The organism is Streptomyces sp. NPDC059900, assembly GCF_050270335.1.
GTDB lineage: Bacteria > Actinomycetota > Actinomycetes > Streptomycetales > Streptomycetaceae > Streptomyces.
On sequence record NZ_JBNNJZ010000741.1, the window covers coordinates 1 to 3,437 of the forward strand.

Sequence of the window (3,437 nt, forward strand, 5' to 3'; positions counted from 1 at the left end):
CTGGCATGCCTGGCTGTCCACGGTGGTCGTACGGGAATGCCTCGCGGCCCTGCGCCACCAGCCGGGCACCCTTCCCCTGGAGGGCCGCGACTTCTCCTCCACGACACCGGAGTTGGCGGCACACCTGGATCTCAAGGACGCGTATCGTCGGGTATGCGGGGCGATCGCTCAGCTCAGCGGGCGACAGCGTGCAGCCGTCGCGCTGTGCTGCATGGCGGATCTCGATGCCAAGCAGGCGGGAGCAGTGATGGGCGTCGAGGCGCCGACGGTACGCGTGCACCTGAGCAGAGCCCGCAAGACGCTGGGGCCCCTGTGGGCGGAGTTCGATTCCCTGGGGCTCTTCGACGACCAGCGGGAAGACGGAGCGCGATGAGTGACAGCTCGGACCACACCACGATCCGGCACCGCCTGGCCGGCCGGCTGCGGCGCCCCGGAACGGACGGCGGCGTCGGCGCGGAGGGCCGGCCGGGCGCGGACGATGCCGGCGATGCGCGCCTGCGCGACACGGTGCGCAGCACCGAGGACGCCGTCCATCACGCACTGGGACCGATCGTGGACGTCGAACAGTCCCTGGCAGACCTCAAACAGCGTTTGCAGCAGGAACCTGCACCGGCCGGTGTGTCCGCGCTGGATCGCGTGCCGGCTCCCGTCGCTCTCCTCTATGGCCCCGAGCACCGACTCGCCTACGTCAACGATGCCTACGCAGAGGCCTTCGGCCGGTGCCCGCTGGGCCAACCGGCCCACGAGGCTCTCCCCGAGCTGGAAGAGCTGGGCCTGCTGCCGCTCCTGGACCAGGTCCTGCGCAGCGCGAAGCCGCGCACGGTCAAGTCCCGCAGGGCGCCGAGCGGCCGTTTCTACACCATCACCTGCACCCCGGTGAGCGACCCGGCGGGCGAATGCAGCGGCCAGGGGGTGATGGTCTTCGCCGCCGACGTCACCGACCACGCACAGGCCGCCGAGCGGCTGCGGGCCAGCGAGCGCAGCCAGCGCGAGACGGCCGTCACCCTGCAACGCTCACTGCTCCCGCAGGAATTGGAACAGCCGGACGATCTGCGCATCGCCGCCACCTACCAGCCGGGCGGCACGCAGGCCGTGGTCGGCGGCGACTGGTACGACGTGATCACCCTCGGCGGCGGCCGCACCGCGCTGGTCATCGGCGACGTCATGGGCCGCGGCGTCCGCGCGGCGGCCGTCATGGGCCAGCTCCGCACGGCCGTGCGCGCCTACGCCCGCCTGGACCTGCCCCCGCACAAGGTCCTGCAGCATCTGGACGCCCTGATCACCGAGATCGACGCCGATGACATCGCCACCTGCCTGTACGCCGTCCACGAGCCCGACCGCGACCGGCTGCTCTACGCCTCCGCCGGCCACCCGCCCCTCCTGGTCCGCGACCCCAGCGGCACGATCAAGCGCGCCGACGAGCCCACCGGCCCGCCCCTGGGCACCGGCGACTGGACGCACGCCTCTGCCCCGATCGCCTTCGCCCCCAACTCGACAGCCGTCCTCTATACCAACGGGCTGATCACACACCGCGACCAGGATCCCGACCAGGCAATCGCCGCCCTGGTCCGGACACTGGAGAACAGCACCGCAGCCGACCTCCCTGTGCTCTGCGACCAGTTGCTGCGCACTGCCGGCGTCACCGCCGGCCACGACGACGACATCGCCATCCTGGTATGCCGGCCCACCCACCCGGACAACACCCCGCCGCCCCCGACCCGCTGAAGGCCCCCTGCACCACAATCCGGCCACCCAGCCCGTGCCCGCCGGACCAGCACACCGCGCACCACCGGCTTCAGCGTCGGGAACAGGAACAACCCGACAAGCGGTGGGAGGGGCCGGGCACGACCCGCCCCGACCTGTTGCCACCGGACCTCGGAAGAGGCCAGCCTGGATCTTCGCGGGTTCCCCGGGAGAACCTCTACGCCCCCGTCTGCGGGGCCGTCGGATCACCGGCGAGATGTTCGCAGAACTCATCGAACAGTCGGATCAGTTCGGCCACGGCGTGCTGGTCATCCCCGTGTGACCAGGGCTCGGCGGGGCGGCCGTCGGGAAAGGCCAATTCGGCGACCAGAGCCCACCACACGAGGTTTTCACCGGTTCCCGATCTGGCAGCCAGCCACTCCTGAAACCCTTTCAGCAGGGCGCCTCCAGAGGCAATGTCGTAGCCGGCGAGGACCCCGGTCACCGCCTCGAAGCTGACGCGGGCGACGAACATGCGCGGACGGCTCTTGAAGCTTTCCCAGAACTCCTGGCGCGACCACACCGGCCTTGCCAGGCCGCGTCGCCAGGCAGCGGGCACGTGCGTCAGATCGGTGCCGGAGCCCCAAACGGAATAGGAGACAGCGTCCGGCCCCACGCCAAGAGCGGTGAGGAGACTGCCCACGCGTGTGGCCGAGTCAACCGGCCCGCCCTTGCGGGTCCAGACATGCGTTCCCGGGGCATCGCCCTCGTGGTGGGTAACGACGAAGTCCGTCCCGTCCAGCACGAAGAACGCCGCCCGAACAGTGCCGTGTCCGTCCCACGAGGTCTCAAGGGTCAGCCTCAGCCGCCGGGCTACCGCCTCCAGATCGACCGAGAGCAAGGCCAGCGAACGCAGCGGCCAGGCTGCGCTTTGGAACATCGAGGCCTGCGAGGCCGGATTGCGCCCGCCTGCCCGGGTTTCTGTGGCTGGCTCCCAATCGGCCTCAGCATCCGGTACGTCGATCAGTTCGGTCACAGGAGACAGTCAACCAGTGCGCCCCGAGCCCGGTGCGGCCGGTTGCCAGCAGCCAGGCAGCACGCCCGACCATCTGCTGACGAAACTCCGCCAGAGCCCGACTCTCCAGCCACGAACCCGCCATGCCCAAGGACGTCAACCAACCACTCTCAGGGGGTTCTGGCGTCTCCCGGCCCGCAAACCAGCGAACCCGCCCGCTTCTGGCGGTGCCCAACTCGATGCTCCGTTCCAGGACTGGCTCATGGCCCTTCCGCAGGGGACGCAGTGGCGTCGGCCCAGCGCTTGAGGGTGCGGTCGGTGTGCGTGAGCTGGCGGTGCCGGCGGATGAACGTAAGGACGGCCACGTTCGGTCGGTTGGGACCTACTGTGCCGGATGGTGGGGGCCGGCGTTGTGGCTGGTGAGCAGGGCGGCGAATCCGTCGAGGTGGCGGGCCAGGCCGTACTCGAACAGGAGGTCCAGGTCGGGTGCGGTGTCGTCCGAGAAGGTGGCCAGGAGCGGAAATCTGCCACTGTCGAGGAGTTCCCGGCGCCGGGAGCGCTGGCTGTCGGACCAACGGTTCAGTGTCATGCCGGTGTTTCGCTCAGCCTGGGCCTCGTCGGCCTTGGACAGGGCGATGGTGATGACAAAGGCGTGGAGGGTCAGAGTTTCCTGCAGTCGCACGTCCATGGGGAGGTCGAGTCCGTCCAGCGCTCGGAGTGTCCATTCGGTATGGGCCTG

At 69.9% G+C, this 3,437-nt stretch carries 3 protein-coding genes and 1 pseudogene; 2 read left to right on the plus strand and 2 right to left on the minus strand.

All coding sequences use genetic code 11. The features are described 5' to 3' along the window. Both ACQKIP_RS43070 and ACQKIP_RS43075 read left to right on the plus strand, forming a co-directional pair. The coding region (locus tag ACQKIP_RS43070) for an RNA polymerase sigma factor (RefSeq protein ID WP_427745508.1) at positions 1–373 on the plus strand (373 nt) is incomplete at its 5' end. Beyond that, positions 370–1,710 (plus strand): annotated as a pseudogene (locus tag ACQKIP_RS43075) (PP2C family protein-serine/threonine phosphatase); the annotation flags it as partial. The gene ACQKIP_RS43070 and the pseudogene ACQKIP_RS43075, both read left to right, overlap by 4 nt. A gap of 211 nt (positions 1,711–1,921) precedes the next feature. On the opposite strand, the gene ACQKIP_RS43080 reads toward ACQKIP_RS43075, so the two are convergent. Beyond that, positions 1,922–2,719, minus strand: a complete 798-nt coding sequence (locus tag ACQKIP_RS43080; RefSeq protein WP_365862180.1) for a hypothetical protein — start codon at positions 2,717–2,719, stop codon at positions 1,922–1,924. A gap of 361 nt (positions 2,720–3,080) precedes the next feature. Next, positions 3,081–3,437 (minus strand): TetR/AcrR family transcriptional regulator C-terminal domain-containing protein (locus tag ACQKIP_RS43085; RefSeq protein ID WP_427745509.1); only part of this gene is annotated, 357 nt, incomplete at its 5' end.